At 74.9% G+C, this 23085-nt stretch carries 16 protein-coding genes; 9 read left to right on the top strand and 7 right to left on the bottom strand.

What is annotated here, in order from left to right; all coding sequences use genetic code 11:
- Positions 1 to 108 precede the first annotated feature (108 nt).
- Together AC069X_RS35660 and AC069X_RS35665 are read left to right on the top strand one after the other, a co-directional pair.
- Positions 109 to 1041 carry a hypothetical protein gene (locus tag AC069X_RS35660; protein ID WP_478735440.1) on the top strand — a complete coding sequence of 311 codons (933 nt, stop codon included), beginning with the start codon at positions 109 to 111 and terminating at the stop codon, positions 1039 to 1041.
- A 59-nt stretch (positions 1042 to 1100) separates the two neighbouring features.
- Complete coding sequence (locus AC069X_RS35665; RefSeq protein ID WP_478735441.1) at positions 1101 to 5888, top strand: hypothetical protein; 4788 nt, start codon at positions 1101 to 1103, stop codon at positions 5886 to 5888.
- Positions 5889 to 6029: 141 nt separating this feature from the next.
- Here AC069X_RS35665 and AC069X_RS35670 read toward each other — a convergent pair whose 3' ends face one another.
- Complete coding sequence (locus AC069X_RS35670) at positions 6030 to 6416, bottom strand: hypothetical protein (protein ID WP_478735443.1); 387 nt, start codon at positions 6414 to 6416, stop codon at positions 6030 to 6032.
- A 359-nt stretch (positions 6417 to 6775) separates the two neighbouring features.
- Between AC069X_RS35670 and AC069X_RS35675 the strand changes: the two genes are divergently transcribed.
- The 4 genes from AC069X_RS35675 to AC069X_RS35690 are packed head-to-tail and all read left to right on the top strand — an operon-like array spanning position 6776 to position 11084.
- Complete coding sequence (locus AC069X_RS35675; protein WP_478735445.1) at positions 6776 to 9601, top strand: sensor histidine kinase; 2826 nt, start codon at positions 6776 to 6778, stop codon at positions 9599 to 9601.
- Positions 9598 to 10035, top strand: a complete 438-nt coding sequence (locus AC069X_RS35680) for a roadblock/LC7 domain-containing protein (RefSeq protein ID WP_050779556.1) — start codon at positions 9598 to 9600, stop codon at positions 10033 to 10035. The genes AC069X_RS35675 and AC069X_RS35680 overlap by 4 nt, the downstream gene beginning before the upstream one ends.
- 10 nt (positions 10036 to 10045) lie before the next feature.
- The gene (locus tag AC069X_RS35685; RefSeq protein ID WP_478735447.1) at positions 10046 to 10477 is read left to right on the top strand and encodes a DUF742 domain-containing protein; all 432 of its coding nucleotides are present in this window, start codon (positions 10046 to 10048) and stop codon (positions 10475 to 10477) included.
- The gene (locus AC069X_RS35690) at positions 10458 to 11084 is read left to right on the top strand and encodes a GTP-binding protein (RefSeq protein ID WP_478735449.1); all 627 of its coding nucleotides are present in this window, start codon (positions 10458 to 10460) and stop codon (positions 11082 to 11084) included. The genes AC069X_RS35685 and AC069X_RS35690 overlap by 20 nt, the downstream gene beginning before the upstream one ends.
- 167 nt (positions 11085 to 11251) lie before the next feature.
- On the opposite strand, the gene AC069X_RS35695 is transcribed toward AC069X_RS35690, so the two are convergent.
- Together AC069X_RS35695 and AC069X_RS35700 are read right to left on the bottom strand one after the other, a co-directional pair.
- Entirely contained in the window at positions 11252 to 12442 is a 1191-nt protein-coding gene (locus AC069X_RS35695) for a lipid-transfer protein (protein ID WP_478735451.1), read from the bottom strand.
- A complete protein-coding gene (locus AC069X_RS35700) occupies positions 12439 to 12894 on the bottom strand; it encodes a Zn-ribbon domain-containing OB-fold protein (RefSeq protein ID WP_478735453.1) in 456 nt (151 codons plus the stop codon). The genes AC069X_RS35695 and AC069X_RS35700 overlap by 4 nt, the downstream gene beginning before the upstream one ends.
- Positions 12895 to 13143: 249 nt before the next feature.
- Between AC069X_RS35700 and AC069X_RS35705 the strand changes: the two genes are divergently transcribed.
- Positions 13144 to 13680, top strand: coding sequence for an NUDIX domain-containing protein (locus tag AC069X_RS35705; RefSeq protein WP_478735455.1), 537 nt, complete (start codon positions 13144 to 13146; stop codon positions 13678 to 13680).
- Positions 13681 to 13933: 253 nt separating this feature from the next.
- Here the strand turns inward: AC069X_RS35705 and AC069X_RS35710 are convergent, their stop codons facing one another.
- Entirely contained in the window at positions 13934 to 14527 is a 594-nt protein-coding gene (locus tag AC069X_RS35710; RefSeq protein WP_478735457.1) for a hypothetical protein, read from the bottom strand.
- Between the two features lie 149 nt (positions 14528 to 14676).
- Complete coding sequence (locus AC069X_RS35715) at positions 14677 to 17100, bottom strand: glycoside hydrolase family 31 protein (RefSeq protein WP_478735459.1); 2424 nt, start codon at positions 17098 to 17100, stop codon at positions 14677 to 14679.
- 211 nt (positions 17101 to 17311) lie between these two features.
- On the opposite strand from AC069X_RS35715, the gene AC069X_RS35720 reads away from it, so the two are divergent.
- Together AC069X_RS35720 and AC069X_RS35725 are read left to right on the top strand one after the other, a co-directional pair.
- The gene (locus AC069X_RS35720; protein ID WP_478735461.1) at positions 17312 to 19288 is read left to right on the top strand and encodes an acetoacetate--CoA ligase; all 1977 of its coding nucleotides are present in this window, start codon (positions 17312 to 17314) and stop codon (positions 19286 to 19288) included.
- A gap of 67 nt (positions 19289 to 19355) precedes the next feature.
- A complete protein-coding gene (locus AC069X_RS35725; RefSeq protein WP_478735463.1) occupies positions 19356 to 20276 on the top strand; it encodes a hypothetical protein in 921 nt (306 codons plus the stop codon).
- A 91-nt stretch (positions 20277 to 20367) separates the two neighbouring features.
- Here AC069X_RS35725 and ptsP read toward each other — a convergent pair whose 3' ends face one another.
- Together ptsP and AC069X_RS35735 are read right to left on the bottom strand one after the other, a co-directional pair.
- Entirely contained in the window at positions 20368 to 22038 is a 1671-nt protein-coding gene (gene ptsP / locus AC069X_RS35730; RefSeq protein WP_478735464.1) for a phosphoenolpyruvate--protein phosphotransferase, read from the bottom strand.
- Between the two features lie 77 nt (positions 22039 to 22115).
- Positions 22116 to 22565: a PTS sugar transporter subunit IIA gene (locus tag AC069X_RS35735; RefSeq protein ID WP_478735466.1), complete on the bottom strand. Its 450-nt coding sequence runs from the start codon at positions 22563 to 22565 to the stop codon at positions 22116 to 22118.
- Positions 22566 to 23085: the final 520 nt, after the last annotated feature.

Here is a 23085-nt window from a genome sequence, read left to right on the forward strand (position 1 = left end):
GGGCCCGCCCGCCCCGCGGGCCCATCACCCCGCCGCGTCGGCCGACGCGGCCGCGCACCCCAGCCGGACCCGTACCCGGAACCCCCGCACCACCGAGGAGACCCACCCGTGAGCGACCACCACGCCGAGCACCCCGCGTGGAGCGAGCGGCACCCCGCGTGGAGCGAGACCGACACGCCGTCGGCTCCCGTCGCGCCCGCCGCCCCCGCCCCCGGAGGGTCCCTCACCCCGGCCGACGCCGCCGACGCGGCCCGGCTCGTCGGCTTCGGGCTCCAGCCCAAGCTGCAGCCCGCCCGTGACGCCGAGTACGCCGAGCTGCTGCGCCGCTACCGCGAGGACCCCGGCTTCGGACGGCTCGCCGACGCCGTCGCCACCGGCCTCGGGCTCGTCGTCCTGGAGGTGTCCCCCCGCGCCGGGATGGCCGTCGCCGCCGACGAGGACTCCGTCTTCGCCGTCCGCATGGGCGACTACGCCCGCCGCACCTCCGCCGACGGCGGCGACCGCTTCCTCCACGGCCTCGCCCACCTCGCCGTGGCCGCCCTCGCCTTCCCCCGCCCCGAGGACCTCGCCGACGACGGCTACATCGGCCGCGTCACCGTCAACGGAGTCGACGCCTTCGTCCGGCAGACCTGCCGCCGCCTCGAAGAGCGCGCCGAGGAGCTCGGCGAGAACACCGACCCCGCCTCCGACGCTCCCGGCCTGGAAGCCGCCTGGCGGGTCTACGCCCGCCGCAGCGCGACCGGCGCCACCAAGGACGCCCGCCGCCTCGCCGGCTCCACCACCGGCATCGTCGGCAAGGCCGCCGCCTTCCTCACCGACTCCGGGTTCCTCCAGCGCACCGGAGACGACGCGGGCGGCACCTACCGCACCACCCCCCGCTACCAGCTCCAGGTCCGCGACATGGCGGGCACGGCGGCCATGGCCGAACTCCTGGAACTCGGCGTGGTCCCCGTCAGCGACGGCTCCGCCACCCTCCTGCCGCCGCCCGAGGGCGACGACCTGGAGCTCGCGGCCGACGCCGGCCTGCCCTTCCACGCCTGAGCCCCCCGCCCCCGTCCTCCCTGACGAGACACACCGAGAAGCAACGAGAGTCCGCCGCCATGTACGAGCTGTCCCGGATCCGCCTCTACTCCATCGGGCCCGCCGGCGCGCGCTACGCCGACACCGTGCTCGACCTGCGCGGAGTCGGCGAGCCGGTGCCCCATCCGGCGCCCACCCAGGCGGAGTTCTTCGAGGAGGAGCCCACCGGACCGCCCCGGCGGCCCGCGCCCGCCGGCGTGCTCTTCCTGGAGAACGGCGGCGGCAAGTCCGTCCTGCTCAAGCTGATCTTCTCGGTGATGCTCCCCGGCCACCGCAACACCCTCGGCGGCGCCAGCTCCGGCGTCCTGCGCAAGTTCCTGCTCGCCGACGACTGCGGGCACGTCGCCCTGGAGTGGCAGCACACCCAGACCGGCGAGTGCGTCGTCGTCGGCAAGGTCAGCGAGTGGCGCGGCCGCCAGGTCTCCAACGATCCCCGCAAGTTCGCCGAGGCCTGGTACTCCTTCCGTCCCGGCCCGGGCCTGAGCCTGGACAACCTCCCCGTCGCCGAGGCCACCGCCGTCCGCCCGCCCGTCGAGGGAGCCTCCGGCGCCCAGGGCCGCCGCCGCACCATGAAGGGCTTCCGCGACGCGATCACCGAGGCCGGCAAGGCGTACCCGCACCTGGAGGTGTACTGGGAGGAGATCCACGACCGCTGGAACGAGCACCTCACCGAACTCGGCCTCGACCCCGAACTCTTCCGCTACCAGCGCGAGATGAACGCCGACGAGGGTGAGGCCGCCGGCCTCTTCGCGGTCAAGAAGGACTCCGACTTCACGGACCTCCTGCTGCGCGCGGTCACCGACACCCGCGACACCGACGGCCTCGCCGACCTGGTCCACGGCTTCGGCAACAAGCTCGGACGCCGCGCCGAGCTCATGGCCGAACGCGATTTCACCGCCGGCTCGGTGGAGCTGCTCAACCGGATCGTGGAAGCCGCCGGGACCCGCTCCCGGCTGCGCGACGTCCACGCCGGCGCCGAGCGCCGCACGCGCACCCTCGCCCGCCGGCTGTCCGCCCGCGCCACCGAGGAACGCGGCCGCGCCGCAGACCTCGCCCAGCGCGTCACCGGCGCCGCCCACGAGGTCACCTCGGCCGAGTCCCAGCGCGCCCGCAGCGCCGCCGTCTCCGCCGAACTCGCCTACCGGCACGCCTCCCTGGCCCTGACCGTCGCCGACAGGGCCGCCGCCGCCCAGCGCCGCGAGCTCCTCGAAGCCCGCACCCTGCACGCCGCGTGGCAGGCCGCCGAGACCGTGCTGCGCCACCGTGCCGCCGCCGACCGCTCCACCCGCGTGGCCGCCGCGATCCGCGAGGCCGAACGCGACGCCGCCCCCGCGCTGGCCGCCCGCGCCACGGCCGCCGCCGAGCTCGTACGGGCCCTGCACACCGCCGCCGAGCAGGGCGAGCGGGCCGCCAACGAGGAGGAGGAGCGTTCCGCCGAGCTCCAGGCCGTCGGCGAGAGCGCCCACCGCGACGCCACCGCCGCCGCCACCGCGGCCCAGCGCGCCCGCAGCGAGGCCGAGCACCTGCGCACCCGCCTCGCCGAGGTCGAGCAGGAGACCGCCGACGCCGTCCGCGCCGGCTGGCTCGACGACACCGCGCCCGACGCCGACCCGGCCCGCGCCGCGCTCGCAGCCAGCGACGCCGAGAAGACCGCCGTGGCCGCCTGGGACGAGTCCCGCGAAGCCGCCCGCAGTGCCGCCGAGGCCGCACGCGAGGCCGCCTCCGCGGAGTCCCGCGCCGAACTCACCGCCGCCCGCGCCGCCGACGCCGCCGACGCGGCGGAGGCCGCCCACGCGGCCGAGCACCGCGCCGCCGACGCGCTGGCCGCGTCCCCGCGCCTGGCGGAGCTGCTCGGCCTCCCGTCGGTCCCCGAGACGTTCCTCCCGCACCCGCGTGAAGGCCGGGCCGCCGAAACCGCAGCCGCCGCCGCAGCACCTGGTACGCCAGCCGGAGCCCGGCAGACGGCCGGCGGCGGGCCGGCCGCCCCCGGCTCCGCCGACCACGCGCCCGGGCAGCCCGTGCCGGCGCACGGCGGCGCGCAGGGCGCGGCCCAGCCCGGCGCCACCACCGCCGCCGGACGGCTCTCGGCCGAGGACCTCGACCGCAACGCCGACACCCTCCGCGAACTGCTCGGCGACACCGTCGCCGCCGCCGAACGCCACCTGTTCGAGCTGCGCACCGCCGCCGCCGACGACGCCCGCATCCTCGGCGCCCTCGGCGACGGGGGCCTGCTGCCGCCCGGCCCCGACGTCCTGGCCACCGTCGAGTACCTCGGCGAGCACGGCATCCCGGCCCTGCCGGGCTGGCGCTACCTCGCCCAGGCCGTCGACCCCGCCGACCACGCCGCCGTCCTCGCGGCCCGCCCCGAGCTCGTCGACGGCGTCGTCATCACCGACCCCGACACCCACGCCCGGGCCCGCGAGGTGCTCTCCGGCGCCGCCCTGCTGCCCCGCTCCACCGTCGCGGTCGGCACGGCCGCCGCCCTCCTGGCGCCGGCCACGCCCGTGGACGCCGATTCCGCCGTGTCCAGCGTCTTCATCGTCTCGCCGAACCCCGCCATGCACGACGAGCACGCCGCCGACGAGGAGCGCCAGGCGCTGCGCGCCCGGGCCACCGCACGTGACAGCGAGATCCGGGAACTGGCCGCCCGCCTCGCAGGCGACCGCGAGCTCGCCGCCCGCCTCGCCTCCTGGCGCACCGGCTGCCCGGCCGGCCGGCTCGCCGAGCTCGCGCAGCAGGCCGCCGCCGCCCGGGACTTCGCCGAGGAGGCCGACGCCGAGCTCGCGGAGGCCCGTACCGTACGCGCCGAGGCGGACGAGGCCGCCGCCGACGCGGCCCGCGTCCGCGACGAGCGCCAGGACGCCGCCCAGCGCGCCCGCCGGGCGGCCGACGCCCTCGCCGGCCTCGCCCACCGTCTGCGCGAACGCTCCGGCTGGCAGGCCCGGGTCCGGGAACTCGCGGACGAGGCCGCCGAGTCCGAGGCCCGCGCCGAGGCCTGCCTGGACCGCGCCCGCGCCGCCGACGAGGACCGCCGCGCAGCCCAGCGGGCCGCCGACGACGCCCGCCGCACCGCCCGCGCCCTGCGCGCCGAACGCGCCGAGATCGCCGGAGCCCCCGACCCGCTCCCCGAGGACGACGGCAGCGCCAAGGCGCCGCTGCCCGACCTCCGCGAGGCCTACCGCACCGCCTCCCAGGTCTACGAGAAGGTCGGCGTCGGCGCCGACCTGCGCGCCGAGCAGGCCCGGGCCGAAGGCGACGAGAGCGCCGCCCTCGCCGAACTCGACCGGCTCACCAACAAGGTCCGCACCCGCGCCGCCCAGCTCCTGGAGGGCACCGACGGGGCCGACGGCCCCTCCCGGCAGGCCGCCGCCGCACGCGCAGAAGCCCTCGTGCAGATGCTGGAGTCCCGCGCCTCCACCGCGAGCGAACAGCTCGGCCGGCTGCGCGGCGAAGCCGAACGGCACGCCCCCGCCGAGGGCGACGCGCACACCGAGCTGCCCGAGGAGCTGGTCCCGGCCGACGTCGAGCAGGCCCAGGGCCTGCTGCGCACCGCCACCGCCCAGCTCGCCGCGCACTCCGCCGCCGTGGAGTCCGCCCGCGCGGCCCACGCCGACCTGCTGCGCGCCCACCGCGCCGCCGAGGACGGCGCGGGCGGCTTCGACGAGACCGCCGCGCTGCTGCGGGACCTGCTGCGCGACCACACCCACCCGGAGGACGAGCAGGAGCCGGTGGCCCACCCCGGCACCCTGGAGGAGGCCCGTCAGTCCGCCGCCGAGGCCCGGCGCTCCCTGCGCGCCTGCGCCGCCGACCTCTCCGCCGCCGAGTCCGCGGTGCGCGAGGCCGGCGACGTCCTGGTCCGCCACGCCAACGCCAACCGCTACGAGCAGGTACGGACACCCGCGCGCCAGCAGATCCGGGAGCTGCCCGCCTCCGCCCTGCCCGAGCACGCCGCCGCCTGGGCGGCGGCCTTCGCCCCGCGCCTGCGCGTCCTGACCGATGAGCTGGCCCAGCTGGAACGCAACCGGGACAGCATCGTCGACCGGCTGCGCGGCCTGGTGGAATCGGCCCTGGCCACGCTCCGCTCCGCCCAGCGCCTGTCCCAGCTCCCCGAGGGCCTCGGGGAGTGGTCGGGGCAGGAGTTCCTGCGGATCCGCTTCGAGGAACCCGACCAGGCCACCCTCACCGAACGCCTCGGCGAGGTCATCGACGAGGCCACCCGCACGGCCGTCAAGAAGAACGCCGCCTTCGGCGAAGGCCGCCGCGACGGCATGTCCCTGCTGCTGCGCGGGGTCCAGGCGGCCCTGGAGCCCAAGGGCATCGCGGTCGAGATCCTCAAGCCGGACGCGGTCCTGCGCGCCGAACGCGTCCCCGTCGGGCAGATGGGCGACGTCTTCTCCGGCGGCCAGCTGCTCACCGCCGCCATCGCCCTCTACTGCACGATGGCCGCGCTCCGCAGCAACGACCGGGGCCGCGACAAGCACCGCCACGCGGGCACCCTGTTCCTGGACAACCCGATCGGGCGCGCGAACGCCACCTACCTGCTGGAGCTCCAGAGGGCCGTCTCGGACGCGCTCGGAGTCCAGCTGCTTTACACCACCGGTCTCTTCGACACCACGGCCCTCGCGGAGTTCCCGCTGGTCATCCGGCTGCGCAACGACGCGGACCTGCGCGCGGGCCTGAAGTACATCAGCGTCGAGGAACACCTGCGCCCGGGCCTGCCCCAGCAGTCGCCCGAGGGCGAGACGATCCACGGGGAGATCACGGCGACCCGGATGTTCCGCCGCGCGGCAACCGGCGTCCCGGCCTGACGCACGCCCCCGTCCCGGCCTGACCCGCGCCCCCGTCCCGGCTGGCGCACGCCCCCGTCCCGGCCTGACCCGCGCCCCCGTCCCGGCTGGCGCACGCCCCTCCCGGGCCGGGGCTGAGCCCCCCGGCCCGGTGCCTGGGGCTCAGCCCCGGCCCGGCGCCGTGAGGTGGCCCTCGCCGCCCGGTATGCGGCCCCGCCACGGCTCGCGCGCCGCGCTGCTCGGCTCCGACAGGACGCCGTGCCGCTGGTTCCACATCTGCCGGGTGATCCACACGTCCAGCACCGCCCAGGTGGCCACGATCGTCGCCGCTATGCCGATGAGCATCATCGGAAACGCCAGCCAGGACCCGGTGAGCGCGAGGAAGAAGGTGATCGTGGCCTGCGTCAGCGTCACGGCCACGATCAGAACCGCCCGCACCGCCGAGGACCGCACCGGATCAGGCATGCGCCGCCGCCGGGCCGGCTCCTCCACCCACAGGCCCCGTCCCGGAGCCTCCTCCGCCGTACCGTCCTCGTCGTACATCTTCATCGTCCGCTCACTCCCCGCCCCGCGTCCGCCCTGCGCGCCCGCGCCACCCGCTCCGCACCGCCCTGTCTGTCAGACGATCGGAACCACCCGGAGAGTTCCGTATACCGGACCCGGAACACATAATTCCAGCCATCCATCCGAACAAGGGAGCTGACGCCCCACCAAGTGTCATCTGCCACATATCGGGCCTGACTTGACCGGAAGTGTCGGACAACTGGTGATCTTCGTCCGGAAGGCAGGCCGAAAACGTCCGGACACCCCTGCGAAGCCGCTCCGTGGCAGTAGTAGGCTCACGCCGTTTAAATGACGGAACACCGACCTCTGACAACGGGGTTGAGCTGGGGGAGGCTGGGGAGGCCATGCGCTTTCGCGGGAAGTCCATCCGCCGGAAGATCGTGGCGTTGCTCCTGGTGCCGCTCGTCTCCCTGACCGCCCTCTGGGGCTTCTCGACGGTCATCACCGGCCGCCAGGCAGTGCAGCTGCTCGACGTCGCGTACGTCATCAAAAAGGTCGGCTACCCGATGGAGGACGTCGTACGCGTCGTCCAGAAGGAACGCCGCCAGACCCTGGTCGTCCTCGGCGACCCCCGCGAGTCCGCCGCCACCGCCGAGCTCACCAAGAGCCGCACCGCGACCGACACGATGGTCCGCTCCATCACCGCGAACGCCCTCGACCCCGAGGTCTCCGACGAACTCGGCCCGCAGACCCGCCAGCGCCTGAAGTCGATCCTCGAAGCCCTCCAGGGCATCACCGCGCTGCGCCGCTCCGTCGACCAGGGCGCCGTCAACCCCCGCCAGGCCCTGGACCTCTACAACCGGCTCGTCGACCCCTGCTACGAGTTCCTGATGAACCTCCACGCGCTGGAGGACGTCGAGATGGACAAGCAGGGCCGCGCCCTCGTCGGCATCACCCGCGCCCGCGAGGCCCTCTCCCGCGAGGACGCGGTCATCGCCTCCGCCCTCGCCGCCGGCAACGTCGCCGCCACCGACGTCCGGCACGTCTCCGACCTCGCCGCCAACCGCGGCCTGCTGTACGAGTTCAACCTCGCGATCCTGCCCGCCGACGACCGCAAGCTCTTCGAGCAGTACTGGAACGGCGCGCAGACCAAGGCCCTGCGCGACGCGGAGGAACGGTTCATCACCGGCGGTGCCGGCAAGAACCCCCGCGTCACCCCGGCCCAGTGGGACGAGGCCGCGAGCAAGGCCCTCGGCGACCTCGCCACCATGGGCACCGCCGCGGGCGACCGCTACCAGAAGCGCGTCGAGCCCGTCGCGGTCGGCGTCCTCGTCCAGGCCGCGGTCGCCGGCGTCCTCGGCTTCATCGCCCTCGTCTTCTCCCTCGTGATGTCCGTCCGCATCGGCCGCGACCTCATCCGCGACCTCTCCCGGCTCCGCAAGGACGCCCACGAGGCCTCCGGCGTCCGGCTGCCCAGCGTGATGCGCCGCCTCGCCGCCGGCGAGACCGTCGACGTGGAGACCGAGGCGCCCCGCCTGGAGTTCGAGAAGGACGAGGTCGGCCAGGTCGGCCTGGCCCTCAACAGCCTCCAGCGCGCCGCCGTCGAGGCCGCCGTCAAGCAGGCCGAGCTGCGCCGCGGGGTCTCCGAGGTCTTCGTCAACCTCGCCCGCCGCAACCAGGTGCTGCTGCACCGCCAGCTGACCCTCCTCGACACCATGGAGCGCCGCACCGAGGACACCGAGGAACTCGCCGACCTCTTCCGCCTCGACCACATGACCACCCGCATGCGCCGCCACGCCGAAGGCCTGGTGATCCTCTCCGGCGCCGCGCCCTCCCGCCAGTGGCGCAAGCCCGTCCAGCTGATGGACGTCGTCCGGGCCGCCGTCGCCGAGGTCGAGGACTACGAGCGCATCGAGGTGCGGCGCCTGCCCCGCATCGGCATCGAGGGCCCGGCCGTCGCCGACGTCACCCACCTCGTCGCCGAACTCCTGGAGAACGCCACGGTGTTCTCGCCCCCGCACACCGCCGTCCAGGTCCACGGCGAGCGCGTCGCCAACGGCTTCACCCTGGAGATCCACGACCGCGGCCTCGGCATGAACCCGGAGGCGCTGCTCGACGCCAACCTCCGGATCGCCGAGACCCCCGAGTTCGAACTCTCCGACACCGACCGCCTCGGCCTGTTCGTGGTCAGCCGCCTCGCGCGCCGCCACAACGTCAAGGTCGTCCTCCAGCCCAGCCCCTACGGAGGCACCACCGCGGTGGTCTTCCTCCCGGCGGACCTCCTCACCGAGGCCCCCGACACCAACGGCACCGGCATCCGCCTCGATGCCGTCAAGGGCGTCCGCGGCGTCAGGACCAGCGCCGGAGCCAAGAGTTCCGCGCGCCCCGGACCGACCGCCATCGACCGCGCCCCGTCGGCCCGCCCGCTGCCCGCCGGAGTGCTCAACGGCCCGGTCGAACTGGAGGGCCCCCTCGGCCTCCTCGGCATCGACGGCCTGGACGGCCTCGACGACCCCGCCGGACTCGACGAGGCCGCCACCGGCATCGCCGGCCTCACCGGCGTCGGCGGCCGCCCGCCCATGGCCAGCCTCGACGACGAGACCCCGCCCGGGGGCATTCCGCGCAGCTCCCTGCTCGGCACCGGCTCCTCGGACCGGCCCCTGGCCGGCCGCGCCCACGGCGAACGCGGCCCTTGGAAGCGCGACCGCGACCGCGACCGCGAGCGGGAGCCCCTGGCCCCCACCGGCCCGGTCCGCACCGAACGCCCGCGCCCCGAGTCCGCCCGCCCCGACGGCCCCCGCACCGGCGGCGGCCCCGTCCCGCTGCCCCGGCGGCGCCCCACGCCCACCCTGGTCGCCGAGCACGGCCGCCGGGTGGAGCCGCGCCCGGCCCCCGTCAAGGCCCCCGCGCAGGCGGCCGCGCAGACCCCCGCCCAGCCGCGCCCGGCCCCCGCCGAGGCCGCCCCCGCATCCGGCCCGGGCGGCCTGCCCCGCCGGGTCCGCCAGGCGAACCTCGCACCCCAGCTCAAGAACGCCCCGGCACCCGCCGCGGCGCAGTCCCCCGCGGAACCGGTGACCGACCGGGACGCGGAGGACGTACGCACGCGCATGTCGGCCCTCCAGCGAGGCTGGACGGCGGGCCGCGAGCAGCACGCACAGCAGCAGTCCGAGACCGAGGCCGGCCGCTCCGGCGCCGGTCCCGCGCACGAGAACGAAGGGGACGGTCGATGACCGCACCGCAGACCGGAAACGACACCAGGGGCCGCGGCTCCGGCCCGCTCAACTGGCTCCTCGACGAACTCGTCGACAAGGTCGGCAGCATCCGCAAGGCGGTGGTCCTCTCCGGCGACGGCCTGCCGACGGGCAGCTCCAAGGACCTGACCCGCGAGGACAGCGAGCACCTGGCCGCCGTGGCCTCCGGCTTCCACAGCCTCGCCAAGGGCGTCGGCCGCCACTTCGACTCCGGGCGGGTCCGCCAGACCGTGGTCGAGCTCGACGAGGCCTTCCTGTTCGTCATGGCCGCCGGCGACGGCAGCTGCCTGGCCGTGCTCTCCGACTCCGACTCCGACGTCGGCCAGGTCGCGTACGAGATGACGCTCATGGTCAAGCGCGTGGGCGACCACCTGGCGACCGCCCCGCGCTCCGGGCAGCCAGCCGGAGGGTGAGACGGACGGCATGAGCGATCCAGGCCAGGACCACCCCACGACCGAACGTCCGACGCCCGAGACCGGCCACCCGCACTGGTTCGACGACGAAGCGGGTCCCGTCGTACGCCCGTACGCCATGACCCGCGGCCGGACCAGCCACGCCGCCCAGCACCGTCTCGACCTGATCGCGCTCGTCGTCGCCGAGGCGGCGGCCGACGACCCGGTCTGGGACATGACCCTCTCCCCGGAACACGCCCACATCCTCGGGCTGTGCCGGGAACGCCCCCAGTCGGTCGCGGAACTCGCCGCGGAACTCGACCTCGCCATCGGCGTCGTCCGGGTCCTGATCGGCGACCTCGTCGACGAGGAGCTGGTCCACGTGACCAGGCCGGTGCCGCCGGCCGAACTGCCCGATGAATCCATTCTGCGTGAGGTGATCGATGGCCTTCGGGCGCTCTAGCCGCACCGGTGCGATGCACGCCGTCTCGCCGGTCGAGCCGCTGACCCTGAAGATCCTGGTCGCGGGCGGCTTCGGGGTGGGCAAGACCACCCTGGTCAGCGCGGTCAGCGAGATCCGCCCGCTGCGGACGGAGGAGCGGCTCTCCGAACCCGGTGTCGGCATCGACGACACCGGGGGAGTGGAGGGCAAGAGCACCACCACCGTGGCCATGGACTTCGGCCGCATCACCCTCCGCGAGGACCTGGTGCTGTACCTCTTCGGCACGCCCGGGCAGGACCGCTTCTGGTTCCTCTGGGACGAACTGGCCCAGGGCGCCCTGGGCGCCGTCGTGCTGGCCGACACCCGCCGGCTCGCCGACTGCTTCGCCGCCATCGACTACTTCGAGCGGCGCGGCATCCCCTTCGTCGTCGCCGTCAACTGCTTCGACGGCGCCGCCCGCCACCCGGTGGTCACCGTGCGCGACGCGCTCGACCTCGACGACGGGGTACCGGTGCTGCTCTGCGACGCCCGCGACCGGGAGTCCGTCAAGGACGTCCTCGTCGGGGTCGTGGAACATGCCATGTCGCTCGCCCGGGCCCGCCGGCAGAGCCTCAGCGCCTCGTCCTAGGGCGGTCTCCGACGAGGAGGCGGCCCGTACCCCCGCCGACTGGGGTACGGGCCGCAGCTCTCATGGGGGGTCACGGGGTCCCGGTCGCCGCTCGGGACTGTGGAGCGAGTGTGAACCCGCCGCACGGGGTCGTCAAGCACCCTGACGACAGCACTTGTTCGCGGCACTCACCGCACGGCGACGACCGCCGAACCGTGCCCGAAAAGCCCCTGGTTGGCAGTGATGCCGACCCGCGCCCCCGCCACCTGGCGCGCACCGGCCGTACCCCGCAGCTGCCAGGTCAGCTCGCACACCTGGGCGATGGCCTGCGCCGGCACCGCCTCCCCGAAGGAGGCCAGCCCGCCGCTCGCGTTGACCGGCACCCGCCCGCCCAGCGCCGTCGCGCCCTCCCGCACCAGCTTGGCCCCCTCGCCCTCCCCGCACAGCCCGATGTCCTCGTACCACTCCAGCTCCAGCGCGGTGGACAGGTCGTACACCTCCGCCAGCGACAGGTCCTCCGGCCCCAGCCCCGCCTCCTCGTACGCGGCACGCGCGACCGAGGCCCGGAACGAGCCCGCCGCCGGCTCCACGCCCGCCGCCGAGTCGGTCGCGATGTCCGGCAGGTCCAGCACCGTACGCGGGTACTCGGGCGTCACCGTCGACACCGCCCGGATCCGCACCGGGTCGGCCACCCCGCGCGCCCGCGCGAACTCCATGCTGCTCAGCACCAGCGCCGCGCCCCCGTCGGAGGTGGCGCAGATGTCCAGCAGCCGCAGCGGATCGGCCACCACCGCCGACGCCGCGACCTCCTCGGCGGAGACCGCCTTGCGGTAGCGGGCGTTCGGGTTGTGCGCGCCCGCCGCCGAGTTCTTCACCTTGACCAGCGCGAAGTCCTCGGCCGTGTCCCCGTGCAGGGCCATCCGGCGGCGGGCGTACAGCGCGAAGTAGGCCGGGTTCGTCGCCCCCAGGATCCGGAACCGCAGCCAGTCCGGATCGTCCGGCCGCTCTCCGCCCGCCGGGGCGAAGAACCCCTTCGGCGCGGCGTCGGCGCCCACCACCAGCACCACGTCCGCCAGCCCGGCGAGGATCTGCGCCCGGGCCGCCCCGACGGCCTGGGCCCCGGACGCGCACGCCGCGTACACGCTGGTGACCCGGGCCCCCTGCCAGCCGAGCGCCCGCGCGAAGGTGGCCCCGGCGACGTAGCCCGGGTACCCGCCCCGCACGGTGTCGGCGCCGACCACGGACCGTACGTCCGTCCACTCCAGCCCGGCGTCGGCGAGCGCGGCCCGGGCGGCGGCCCGCCCGTACTCGACGAAGCTGCGGCCCCACTTGCCCCACGGGTGCATGCCGGCCCCGAGCACGGCCACGTCCCCGCTCACCGCGCCCCCTCCAGCGGCCGGAACCACCAGGTGGTCCGGGCGGCACCGACGTCCTCGCCGAGCACCCCTTCGACCACCTCCACCTCCATGCCGACCGCCAGGTCGGCCACCGTCACCCCAGGCGCGGCCTGCCCGAGCACGACCATCCGCTCGGCCTCCAGCTCCACCGCGACCAGCGTGTACGGCTCCCAGGGCGCGTCCGGATCGGAGGCGTACGGGGCGGGCGGCCGGTAGCGCCCGTCGGTGTAGGACCAGACCCGGCCGCGCGGCGACAGCGGCACCTCGGCGAGCTCTCCGCCGCCGGGACAGCGCGGATTGCGGCAGTACGCGTCCTCGCGCGGGAAGAACACCGAGGCGCAGGCGGAGCACCGGGTGCCGAGCAGGCGGAAACCGCCCCCGGCGTCCGCGTCGGTGAACCACCCGCTCACCACGGGCGTGCGTGTGCGTTCCAAGACCCCTCCCGGGCAGCGTGATCTGACGAAGCGTCAGAAGTCTGCCACGGGCCGCCCCGCCGCGACAGGGACAGCCGAAGGCGGGTTCCCCGTCCAGGTCCCGGCGCCCTGCCGGGCCCCACGCCCCGCAGCGCCGCGTCCCGCAACCCCACGTCCGGCAACGCCGCGAACCTGGGCCCGCCGGCCGGGGCGCCGCCGGCAACCCCGCAACCACCGGCATCCCCAGCCCCCTTGGCATACCATCGCCGCATGCCGGCACAGCTGAGGGACTCGCACTGCTCCACCTGCGGAGCTCCGTACGACACCACCGCATGGCCCCGCACGTGCGCCAGGTGCGGCGCCGTCACCTACCGCAACCCGCTCCCGGTGGCCGTGGCCCTGCTCCCGGTCGAGGACGCCTCCGGCACGGGCCTCGTGGTCATCACGCGCACCATCGAGCCGGCCCTGGGCGGCGTCGCCCTGCCCGGCGGGTTCATGGACTTCGGCGAGGACTGGCGCACGGCCGTGGTCCGCGAACTCCGCGAGGAGACCGGCATCGAGGCCGCCGCCTCCGAGGTGGAGCTGGCCGACGTCCTCAGCTCCCCGGGCGGCCACATCCTCGTCTTCGGCCTCCTCCCGCCCCGCCCGGTCACCGCCCTCCCGCCCTCGGCGGCCACGGACGAGACCACGGGCTGGCACCTCCTCCACACCCCGACGGAGCTGGCCTTCCCCCTCCACACCCAAGCCGCGGCCTCCTGGTTCGCGGGTCAGTACACGCGCGGCGACTCCCGGCCCGCCGGCGTCTGAGGCCCGGGGGCCGGGGCGGAGCCCCTGGAGACGGGCGAAGGGCGGGTGCGGGTCTCGGCCCCACCCCGCACCCGCACCCCCTGAAGGCCCGCACAGTGCTGTGGCCGGAGGGGTTCACCGGGTCGCGGCGCCCGGCACGGCACCTCGCGGCGTTGTCGGACCACGGGAGTACGTCCGGTACGAGCCCTGGCCCTCCGCCTTGCGACGCACCGCACCGAACACCGCGACCCGGCAGACCTTTCGAACCACAGCACTAGGGCAGGGGCAGGTCCATCACCATCCCCGCCAGCCCCACCACCCCCACCGCCGTCCCGGCAACCACCGCACCCCGCGCCCACAGCGCCCCCGCCGGCACGGGCCGCGCCCGCCCCCGCAGCAACGCCCCGACGACCAGCGGCAGCACCGCACTCGCCGCGCACCCGGCCCACACCGCCCCGAACCCCGGCACGGCCCCCGAGGCGGTACCGCCCTCGGCCCGCAGCCACCACCACACCACCGCGGCCGCCGGCGCCGACACCGGGGCCACCAGCACCCCCACCGCCACCGGCCGCGGCCACGCGCTCACCCGCGCCGTCCACCGCCCCAGCACGGCCAGGGCCTTGACCAGCAGCAGCCCGTGCAGGAACCCCGCCGCGGCCAGCGAAGCCGCGGCCACTCCCAGCTCGGCGGGCGACCCGGCCGGAACCACCCCCGTCACCAGCAGCAGGGCCCACACCGTGAGCAGCTGCCACGCCCCCACCACCTCGGAACCCGGCACCCGGTCCCACCGCCGTACGGTGACCAGCACCCGCCGGCCCAGCGCCAACCGGTCCGGCGCGTACGCCCGCGCCGGGCTCGTCAAGACCATCACTGACTCCCTGTTCCCACCGGTCAGGCGGCGGCACACCCGCCGCCACCCCGCAGGGTCCCCCGCCGCACTACACCGGCCCTATAGCCTCCGCACCCCCGCGCGCCCGCCCCCCGGCACCCTCCCGCGCCCCCGTCACCCCAACCCCCCTACACCCCCCGCACCTCCACCCCGCTCACCGCACCCCCCGCCTCGTCCTCCACCACCACCGCCTCCCCGGCCCACCGCACGGTGTACCGCTCCACCTCGCCCGCCTCGAACCCAGGCCCCGGATCCCGGATCACCATCCCGCCCCCGCTCCGCCCCCGCGCCGGGGCCCACGCCTCCAGGCCCACCGACCCGTCGCCCCGCCGCACCGGCAGCACCGCCCCCGCCCGCGCCAGCACCGGCATCCGCCCCGGCGGCGCCTCGAACAGCACCTGCCCCGGCCCCTCGTACGCCGCCCCCGTGGCCGTGTCGTACCAGCGCCCCCGCGGCAGCCGCACCGCACGCCGGTCCGCCCCGCACTCCAGCACCGGGGCCACCAGCAGCGCGTCCCCCAGCAGGAACGCGTCCTCGCAGTCCCGCAGCCGCCGGTCCTCGGGCGCCCCCCACCAGACCGGCCGCACGTACGGCGCCCCCGTCCGCCGCGCCAGGTGGCCCAGCGTCACGAAGTACGGCCGCAGCCGCTCCCGCTCCGCCAGCACCGCCCCCGCGAGCTCCGCCACCTCCGGCCCGAACTCCCACGGCTCCCGCCGCCCCGCCCAGATCGCCGAATGCGTCCGGAACAGGGGCAGGTACGCCCCCAGCTGCAACCACCGCAGGTACAGCTCCGGCGACGGCGACCCCCCGAAGCCACCCACGTCCGGACCCGAGTACGGCACCCCGCACAGCCCGAGCCCCAGCACCAGGGCAAGCGACGCCCGCAGCCCCTCCCAGCTGCTCTCCACGTCACCGGACCACGTGCCCCCGTACCGCTGCATCCCCGCCCACCCCGACCGGGAGAACAGGAACGGCCGCTCGGCCGGCCGCAGCCGGACGAGGCCCTCCCAGCCGGCCCGCGCCATCATCAGCCCGTACACGTTGTGCCCGGCCCGGTGGTCCCCGCCCGCCCCGTCCAGCACGTGCCGCGCCGACCGGGGGAGCGTGGCGTCCCCCCACGGCGCGAAGGACACCGGCTCGTTCATGTCGTGCCAGAAACCCGCGAAGCCCTGCGCCAGCCGCTCCTCGTACAGCCCGCCCCACCACTCCCGCGCCGCCGGATCCGTGAAGTCCGGGTACGCGCACTCGCCCGGCCACACCTCGCCGCGGACCTCCCGCCCCCGCGCGTCCCGTACGAACGCCCCCCGCGCCCCCACCGACAGGCCCGAGGCGTGCACCGGGTCACCCGCCTTCACCGCCGGGTCCACGATCGACACCAGCCGGACCCCGCGCGCCCCCACCTCCCGCGCCAGCCCCGGCAGATCGGGGAACGCCTCCCGGTCCACCGTGAACACCCGGTGCCCGTCATAGTGGTCGATGTCCAGGTGCACGGCCGACAGCGTCAGCCCCCGCTCCTCGTACCCGGCCACCACCCGCCGCACCTCGGCCTCGCTCCCGAACCCCCACCGCGCGTGCTGGTATCCCAGCGCCCACTCCGGCGGCACCGCCGGCGCCCCCGTCAGCCCCGCCCACCCCTGGAGCACCCGGGCCGGGGTCCCCACCAGCACCCAGCACCTCGGCGGCCCGCCCTCCAGCCGCAGCTCGCTCGCCCCCTGCCGGTCCGCGCCGGACCCGGCGCCCTCCTCGCCCTCCCGCAGCACGAACCGCCCCTCCCAGGGGTTGTCGTAGAACGCCAGGTGCGTCCCCGCGTCCGCCACCACCACCTGCACCGGCATGGTGATGTACAGCGGGTCGGTGCCCGGGCCGAACCCGCCCTTGGGGTCGGTGTTCCACAGCCGGTACTCCCCGTCCCGCAGCCGGGGCCCCCGTGCCCGCCCGCCCAGCCCGAAGAACCGGGCGTCCGCCGGCACCTCCGACCGCTGGAGCCACCGCGAGCCGCCCTCCGCGGGCACCCCGGCCGCAGCGTCGGCCGCCTCCGCGGCGTCAGGGCCGCCCTCCGGGCCCTCCTCCCCGCCGACCCCCGTGCCGTGCACCGGATCCCACCAGCGCGGCGGCAGCTCCCGCCGCAGCACCGCCCCGCCCGGAGTCCGCACCTCCACCGCCCCGTGCCGGGACACCGCCACCGTCACCCGCTCCGACACCACCCGCCAGCCCCCGCCGGTGTCCGGCTCCAGCACCGCCCGCGGATCGGGCTCCGGCCCACCGCCCACCACCGCGTACGAGGGCTCCGGCCCGGCCCCGTCCCAGCCCCAGAACACCGCGCCGCCCACGGTCACCCGTACCAGCAGCTCGCTGCGCGCGAACCGCAGCACACCCCCGCCCGGCCGGGCCTCCGTACCGGCCAGCAGCCCCGGCACCCGCGCCCGCTCCACGCCCCGGCGCGGCAGCCCCTCGGCATCCGCCCGCCGGTGGCGCCACGCCGAGCGCCAGGCCCGCCGACCCCGCGCCGTACCGATCTCTTTCACCGCACGCACCAGATCACGACCGTCCATGCCGGTCACCCTGCCACCGGCCCCCGTGCGCGCGGGTGGCGTTCAGCTGCCGTTCACCCGGAAAACGATCAACCCGCAGGGCTTCGGACAGCTCTGGTGCGGATGTCGATCACATGGCATGGTCCCTGTGAGCCGCCGCGCGCACACCGACGCCGCGACGGCGCCGTACGCACACGAAGCGCGAGCGCCAGACTTGACCGGGAGCCGACCCATGACCTCTGCCACCCAGCCGGAACCCCTCTGGTCCCCGGGCCCCGACAGGATCGCCCAGGCCCAGGTCACCCGCTTCCAGGCCTGGGCGGCCGAACGCTTCGGCGCCCCCGCCGACGGGGGCTACCCGGCCCTCCAGCGCTGGTCCGTCGACGAGCTCGACACCTTCTGGCAGGCCGTCGCCGAATGGTTCGAGGTCCGCTTCACCACCCCCTACGAGGAGGTCCTCGCCGACCGCGCCATGCCGGGCGCCCGCTGGTTCACCGGCTCCACCCTCAACTACGCCGAGCACGCCCTGCGCGCCGCCGAGGACCCGGCACGGGCCGAGGAGCCCGCCCTCCTCCACGTCGAGGAGACCCACGAACCCACCCCCGTCACCTGGGCGGACCTGCGCCGCCAGGTCGGTTCGCTCGCCGCCGAGCTGCGCGCCCTCGGCGTGCGCCCCGGCGACCGGGTCGCCGGCTACCTCCCCAACATCCCCCAGGCGGTCGTGGCCTTCCTCGCCACCGCCGCCGTCGGCGGGGTCTGGACCTCCTGCGCCCCCGACTTCGGCGCGCGCAGCGTCCTCGACCGCTTCGAGCAGGTCGAGCCCGTCGTCCTGTTCACCATCGACGGCTACCGCTACGGCGGCAAGGAGCACGACCGCCGCGAGACCGTCGCCGAACTGCGCGAAGGCCTCCCCTCCCTGCGGGCCGTCGTCCACATCCCGCTCCTGGGCACCGAAGCCCCCGAGGGCACCCGGGCCTGGACCGACCTGACCTCCGCCGACCGCGAGCCCGTCTTCGAGGCCGTCCCCTTCGACCACCCGCTGTGGATCCTCTACTCCTCCGGCACCACCGGAGCGCCCAAGGCGATCGTGCAGTCCCAGGGCGGCATCCTCCTCGAACACCTCAAGCAGCTCGGCCTGCACTGCGACCTCGGACCGCGGGACCGGTTCTTCTGGTACACCTCCACCGGCTGGATGATGTGGAACTTCCTCGTCTCCGGCCTGCTCACCGGCACCACCGTCGTCCTCTACGACGGCAGCCCCGGCTACCCGGACACCGGCGCCCAGTGGCGGATCGCCGAGCGGACCGGGGCCACCCTCTACGGCACGTCCGCCGCCTACGTCATGGCCTGCAAGAAGGCCGAGGTCCACCCCTCCCGCGACTTCGACCTCTCCGCCGTCAAGTGCGTCGCCACCACCGGCTCCCCGCTCCCGCCCGACGGCTTCCGCTGGCTCCACGACGAGGTCGCCGAGGACCTGTGGATCGCCTCCGTCAGCGGCGGCACCGACGTGTGCAGCTGCTTCGCCGGCGCCGTCCCCACCCTCCCCGTCCACATCGGGGAACTCCAGGCCGCCTGCCTCGGCACGGACCTCCAGTCGTGGGACCCCTCCGGCAAGCCCCTCACCGGCGAGGTCGGCGAACTCGTCGTCACCGCCCCCATGCCCTCCATGCCGATCCACTTCTGGAACGACGCCGACGGCAGCCGCTACCGCGACAGCTACTTCGAGATGTTCCCCGGCGTCTGGCGCCACGGGGACTGGATCACGATCACCGACCACGGCTCCGTCGTCATCCACGGCCGCTCCGACTCCACCCTCAACCGCCAGGGCGTCCGGATGGGCTCCGCCGACATCTACGAGGTCGTCGAACGCCTCCCCGAGATCAAGGAATCCCTCGTCATCGGCCTGGAAGAACCGAACGGCGGCTACTGGATGCCGCTCTTCGTCCACCTCGCCCCCGGCGCCACCCTCGACGAGGCCCTGCGCAAGAAGATCGCCGCCACCATCCGCGAGCAGCTCTCCCCGCGCCACGTCCCGGACGAGGTCATCGAGATCCCGGCGGTCCCGCACACCCTGACCGGCAAGCGCATCGAGGTCCCCGTCAAGCGCCTCCTCCAGGGCACCCCGCCGGCCAAGGCCGTCAACCCCGGCTCCGTCGACCGGCCCGAACTGCTCGCCTTCTACGAGGAGCTCGGCCGCACCCGGAGGTGACTGTCAGTGGCGGTGGTTACCGTGAGTGATGAACCGATCGCAGTGATCGCACCACTCAGGGGGAACCATGAACGCCACGCCCGACACACCACGCACCACCACAGGCACCTCCCGCCGCCGCCCCGAACTGCGCCGCGAGGTCCCCAGCACCGTCGGCCTCCTCACCGACCCCGGGGACTTCGCGGCCATGCGGGACTACCGCACCTTCGGCTTCGACCAGCACGACGAATACACCGACTACCTCCACCACGTGGACGCCCTGCTGCGCTCCCTCGCCGCCCAGGGCATCCACACCACCCTCGCCCTCTTCGATCCCGAGGAGTACGCCGACTACTGCGCCGAACACGGCCTCGACCCCGACAGCGCCCACACCCGCAGCCGCTTCACCGCCGAACTCGCCGCCGGCCCGACCCTGCCCTACGCCGGCCAGCCCGTCGAGGAACTCGTACCGCTCCTCGTCGACGAAGCCGTCCGGCAGTCCACCTGGGAGTACGCCACCGAGCTGCTCGCCGGCGTCGGCGCCTGCGCCGACTGCGGCGAGGACATCGGCAAGGCCTCCTTCGAGCGGGCCGCCGACATGGTCGAACGCCTCATCGCCGGCGCCGGCCCCGGACACCACCACCTCGTGTGCAGCGTTCCCGCGGAGGAACAGCAGCTCATCGCGGTACTGCACGCCGAGGCGGCCGACGGGCCCGGGGCCCGGCCCCGCCTCCAGGGCCGCGAAGGCCTCGACTTCGTGACCGTCCTGGCCGCGGGCCTCGCCCTCGGCGGCACCGGGGGACTGGTACTGCGGAGCACGACCGGGGGCTTCCGCGACCGGGTCCACGGCTGGCGCCTGGACCGCGGCCGCCTCGTCGCCCTCACCGCCGCGGCCGTCTTCGACGCCTACTGCACGGACGCCGACACCGGTGACCCCGTGGCCCCGGAACCGGGCGTCGAATACTGCCCCGGCTACGAGGTGGACGTCCCCGGCCCGCACCACGAGTAGCGCGCCCACCCCTCACCGGAAACCGCCGGAAAGCCCGAGGGGCCCCCGCCACCGGCGAAGGCCCCTCGGAACCGACCACGCGTACCGCCCGCTACTCGCCGGACAGCACCGCCTGCGCGGCCACCCGCGCCTCCTCGGCGCTGTCCGCGGCGCGCGCGGCGGCCGCCGCACGCTCGCACTGCGCGAGGGTGTACTTGGCGAGCGTCGCCCGCACGTACGGGATCGAAGCGGCACCCATCGAAAGGGAGGTGACACCCAGACCCGTCAGCACACAGGCCAGCAGCGGGTCCGAAGCGGCCTCGCCGCAGACACCGCAGCTCTTGCCCTCCGCCCTGGCGGCCTCGGCCGACATCGCGATCAGGTCGAGCAGCGCCGGCTGCCACGGGTCCTGGAGCCGCGACACCGCACCGACCTGCCGGTCGGCGGCGAAGGCGTACTGCGCCAGGTCGTTCGTACCCAGCGACAGGAACTCGACCTCCTGAAGGATGGACCGGGCCCGCAGCGCGGCGGAGGGGATCTCCACCATCGCGCCGAACTTCGCCACCAGCCCGGCCTCGCGGCAGGCGTCCGCGAACGCCTTCGCGTCCCGGCGGTCGGCCACCATCGGGGCCATGACCTCCAGGTAGACCGGCAGGCCCTCGGCCGCCTTGGCCAGCGCGGTCAGCTGCGTGCGCAGCACCTCCGGGTGGTCCAGCAGCGTCCGCAGACCGCGCACGCCCAGCGCCGGGTTCGGCTCGTCCGCCGGGGTCAGGAAGTCCAGCGGCTTGTCGGCGCCCGCGTCCAGCACCCGCACGACGACGCGCCCCTCGGGGAACGCCTCCAGCACCTTCCGGTACGACTCGACCTGCTTCTCCTCGGACGGAGCCTTCTTGCTGTCGTCCAGGAACAGGAACTCCGTACGGAACAGACCCACGCCCTCGGCCCCGGCCTCCACGGCGGCCGGCACGTCCGCCGGCCCGCCCACGTTGGCCAGCAGCGGCACCTTGTGGCCGTCCGAGGTGGCACCCGGACCGGAGGAAGCGGCCAGCGCCGCCTTCCGCTCGGCGGCCGCGGCCTCCAGCTCGGCCCGCTTCTCCGCCGTCGGCTCCACGAACAGGTCACCGGTGCTGCCGTCGACGGCGATGACCGTGCCCTCGGCGATCTCACCCGCACCCGGCAGCGCCACGATCGCCGGCACGCCCAGCGCCCGCGCGAGGATCGCGCTGTGGCTGGTCGGCCCGCCCTCCTCGGTCACGAACCCGAGCACCAGCGCCGGGTCCAGCAGCGCGGTGTCGGCGGGAGCCAGATCCCGCGCGATCAGCACGTACGGCTCGTCGCTGTCCGGCACGCCCGGCATCGGCACGCCCAGCAGCCGCGCCACGATCCGGTTCCGCACGTCGTCCAGGTCGGCCACGCGGCCGGCCATGTACTCACCGGCCCCCGCGAGCAGGTCGCGGTAGGAGGCGAACGCGTCGTAGACGGCGCGCTCGGCGCTGCTGCCGACGACGATCCGGCGGTCGACGTCCGCCATCAGCTCGGGGTCCGTGGCGATCATCGCCTGGGCCTCCAGCACGTGCTGGGCCTCACCGCCGGCCAGCTGACCGCGTGCGATCAGGTCGGCCGACACGGCCTCCACGGCCTGACGGGCGCGCCCCTGTTCGCGCTCCGCCTCGTCCGCGGCGATCTGCTTCGCCGGGGGTTCGAGCACGGCCGTACCCATGTGCCGAACCTCGCCGATCGCCACACCGTGACTCACGCCGACGCCTCGCAGCGTTGTCTCCATTTCACCCGTCTCCGATTGAGCGGCGGCTCCAGCCACCGCGATGGATGTCGACTCGCCTGTGGGAGCAGGCGGAAGCTTTACTGCCAGCTGAAGAGGGCGTCGTCCGGCTTGACCTCACCGGATTCGACGACGTCGGAGAGGGAGTCGGCCGTGGCCTCCAGCGCCACGACGGGGCAGATCGGGGACTTGCCGGCGGCCTCGACCGCGGCCGGGTCCCAGCGGATGACCTCCTGGCCGCGGACCACGGTGTCGCCCTTGTTCACGAGCAGCTCGAAGCCCTCGCCGTTGAGCTGGACGGTGTCGATCCCGAGGTGGGTCAGCACACCGTGGCCTTCGCCGTCGACGACCACGTACGCGTGCGGGTGCAGGGAAACGACCACACCATCGACGGGAGACACCGCCGCGGAGGGTTCGCGCACGGGGTCGATGGCGGTGCCCGGTCCCACCATCGCGCCGGAGAACACCGGGTCGGGCACTGCCGCGAGCCCGATGGCACGTCCGGCGAGCGGGGACGTCACGTTGGTCATGGGGGCCTCCCAGGGGGTGGGGCTTCGTCGTGCCGCCGTCACTGCCTGTTGCGAACGGCGTACTCGTCTGAAGGATATTGCACAGGTTGTACGGGTTCGCCCGAAGTTGGTCCCGATCCGGGCGGCCCTTGGACACGGAGACTAGTGGACTAGACCGGTGGACTAGACCATACGCGTGAATCGATTTGCCTGCGCCCCACGGGCGCTGTACTGTCGTGACTCCCGCCAGGACGTGCCGCGTGAACATCTCGCGAACAGTCGACGGCCGGGACCCTTCCTCAAAGCAGTGACGATCCCGATCTCCAGCAGATCCCTTTCCGTATTCCCTATGGGCGAAACGGCGAGTGGTCGGAGAGACGGAAAACCACTGATAGAGTCGGGGCCGCTGGAAAGGGAAAGCGCGAAAGCGCAGGACCTCGAAAGCGCCGAGGAAATCGGACACGAAAGAGTCTGATAGAGTCGGAAACGCAAGAACACAGAACGAAAGCCCGGAGGAAAGCCCGAGAGGGTGAGTACGAAG

This window comes from Streptomyces sp. NPDC043896, assembly GCF_056435605.1.